The organism is Streptomyces sp. NRRL WC-3549, assembly GCF_000721935.1.
GTDB lineage: Bacteria > Actinomycetota > Actinomycetes > Streptomycetales > Streptomycetaceae > Streptomyces.
This window is the reverse complement of the sequence record NZ_KL585437.1, coordinates 28154-31103: the sequence shown is the minus strand read 5'-3', so window position 1 is coordinate 31103 and position 2950 is coordinate 28154. Positions and strand designations below refer to the sequence as shown.

General features: G+C 77.3%; 3 protein-coding genes. All 3 read right to left on the bottom strand.

Annotated elements, in window-relative coordinates:
* The coding region (locus IH13_RS39090; protein ID WP_031089876.1) for an ADP-ribosylglycohydrolase family protein at positions 1-910 on the bottom strand (910 nt) is incomplete at its 3' end.
* Positions 907-2097 (bottom strand): ADP-ribosylglycohydrolase family protein, encoded by a 1191-nt coding sequence (locus IH13_RS0131895; RefSeq protein WP_031089873.1) that lies wholly within the window; start codon positions 2095-2097, stop codon positions 907-909. The genes IH13_RS39090 and IH13_RS0131895, both read right to left, overlap by 4 nt.
* The coding region (locus tag IH13_RS0131890; RefSeq protein ID WP_031089870.1) for an ADP-ribosylglycohydrolase family protein at positions 2036-2950 on the bottom strand (915 nt) is incomplete at its 5' end. The genes IH13_RS0131895 and IH13_RS0131890, both read right to left, overlap by 62 nt.

Here is a 2950-nt window from a genome sequence, read left to right as displayed (position 1 = left end):
CCGCCTCGGCGAGCGCGGCGGCGGTGAACATCGCCCCGTACACCCCGTTGGCGGTGTGGCTGAGCACCGCGTCCCGGTACGCCTGTCCGGCGGCGGCGGCCGGGTCCGCGGGGTGGGTCCAGCCGTGTACGTCCGCCCGGATCTGGGCGCCGATCCACTCCCGGAAGGGGTTGCGGTGCCGTGCCGTGTCCGGTGGCTCGACGCCGTCCAGCAGATTGCGGTACGCGACGCGCTCGGCGGTGAAGACCCGGCCCGCCGGGAGCGTGCCGAGCCAGAGCCGGGCGACGTCGTCCGTGGTGAAGCCGGGGCCGTGGCGCCGGAGCAGCAGCAGCCCCAGCAGGGGGAAGTTCAGGTCGTCGTCCTCCGGCATGCCGTCGATGTTCTCGGCCAGCGAGGTGGCGGCCGAGCGCCGGTTCCAGGGGTGGGCGGCGGCCAGCTCGGCCGGCAGCCCGCGGGCGGTGAACCACGTGGTGAGCGGCCAGTTGCCGGTGGCCCGGGCCAGGGCGCGGATGCCGGCCAGGGGCAGTTTCTCCACCGGTTTGCCGAGCAGGCAGCCGGCCGCCCGGCCCAGCCAGGCGGCGTGCAGCCGTTCCGGCCCGAGCGCCACCGGGCGGGCCCGGGGCGCCGGCCACCGGGGGCACGCGGCCCGGATCGCCGGCAGGTCCGTCGGCTCGTCCGCCGCCAGCGGGCTCTCGATGAGGGCCAGTTCGTCCAGCAGGCGCCCGGCCAGCGCCCGCAGCCGCGGCGGTGCGGGGACCTCGGAGGCCCCGGCGCGCGCCGGGGCAGGGGCGCCGCCCGCCGCGTACCAGCGCCGTTCGGCGTCGGCGGTGTCCCGGCCGTCCTGCGCGGCCTGCCGCAGCTCGTGGCCCACCAGGTCCTCCGGCTGAGCCCAGGTCAGCCGTACGGTCATCGGGCACCGGCCAGTTCGGCGAACGCCGACTCGTGGGCGCGGCGGCGGGCCGTGTCCCGGGCGAAGACCTCGCGGGCCACCTGGGTCAGGGTCCGCGCCGGTGCGTGCAGGTCGAGGCGGCTGGCGTCGGCGACCGTCTTCACCCAGCCGGCGGGGATCGCCCGCTCGCCGTGGAGGGCGCCCGCGAGCGCCCCGCTCATCGTGGCGATCGAGTCGCAGTCCCGGCCGTAGTTGACCGATCCGATCACCGTGTGCCGGTAGTCGCCGCCGCCGACCAGCAGCATGCCGAGCGCGACGGGCAGCTCCTCGATCGCGTGCAGCCGGGAGGGCCGCCGGGCGCCCAGGGAGGGGTCGCGGTAGTGCGGGCCCACCGTGTCGAAGGGGGCGACGGCGGCGCGTAGCGGGGCGAGCGCGGACTCGTAGTCCGTGTACTGCGCGGCGGCCTCGCAGACCGCCTCGATCGCCGAGCGGGTGCCGTCCTTGGCGAGCGCCAGACAGGTCTCGACGACGGAGGCGGGCGTCGCGCCGGGCGCGCAGGCGGCGGCCACCGCGGCGGCGAGGACCCCGGCCGCCTCCCGCCCGTACGAGGACTGGTGGGCGCCCGCCACGTCCAGCGCCTCCGCGTACGCCGCCTCGGGATGGGCGGCGTTGACCAGGCCCACCGGCGCCATGTACATCGCCGCCCCGCAGTTGACGATGTTCCCGGTGCCCGCCTCGCGCGGGTCGGCGTGGCCGTAGTGCAGCCGGGTGACGATCCACTTCTCGGCCAGGAAGATCCGCTGGAGGGGCAGCGCCTCGGCCTCCAGCTCCGGGATCCAGCGGGGGCGGGACATCAGGTCGGGGACGAGGTGGTCGGCGACCGCGTACGCGTCGAGGTGGTCGCGCACGGTGTCGTACACCCGCACCAGCGCGTGGGTCATCAGGGTGTCGTCGGTCACGTGCCCGTCCCCCTTGTGGTACGGGGCGATGGGCCGCGCGGTGCGCCAGTCGTCGCCGTACCAGGGCCCGACGACGCCGGTCACCCGGCCCCCGTGGCGCTCGGCGATCTGCTCCGGGGACCAGCCCTCGACCGGACCGCCGAGCGCGTCGCCGACCGCCGCTCCGACCAGCGCACCGGCGGCGCGCTCATCCAGGGTGAGCGTCGTGGTGGTGTCCGGCCGGACCACTGTGGGTGTTCTGGGTGTCATGCCGGAATTGTCCACCCGGGGTGGCCGGTTCCGTGGCTGCCAGCAGCCCGGCGAGTTCGATGAGGTCCGTCCCGGCGAGGCGCGGCAGCGCACAGCCCGCCAGGGTGCGGCAGGCCTCGCGCCAGCCGGCCGGTACGGTGCCCGCCCCGCCCAGCGCGCCGGTCAGCGCGCCGGCGAGGGCGGGCGCGGAGTCGGCGACCCGGGAGAGACAGGCCGCCGCGGGTACGGCCTGGGCGATCTCGCCCCGGGCGGCGGCCGTCAGGGCGAGGGCGACCGGCACGGTTTCGGCGGCGGCGATCCCGTAGCTGTAGACGTGGTCCACGATCTGGTGCTCCAGCACGGGGACCAGGGAGAAGGCACCGGCCGGCTCGCCGGCGAACTCCCGGGCCAGCCGCACCGCGTGGGCGGCGTTGCGGGCGATCTCCGTGCCCTCGGGGAGCTGTTCGAGTGCGGCGTCCACCACGGTGTCGACGTCCGCCCCCGCGAGGGCCTCGGCGACCGCGGCGGCGACCGCCCGGGCGCCGTGCACTCCGTCGCCGTCCTGCGTGTAGCGGGCGTCGAACTCGGCGAGCCCGGCGGCGGCGGCAGGGTCCCCGGGGTGCACGACGGCGAGGACGACGGCACGGACGCACGCGGCGTCGTCGAAGTAGTGCGGGTTGTCGTGGCCACAGGCCGGTGGGCGCAGTCCCGCGGCGAGGTTGCCGAGCCCCGCCCGCACGGAGATCCGCGCCCGCAGCGGCAGTACGGCCGACTCGACCTCGGGGGCCCGGGCGCCGGCGGCGGCGACCTGCGCGGCCAGCGCGTTCCAGGACCGGTCGACGGCGTCCCGCATCCGCCGCCCGGGCGGGCGGCC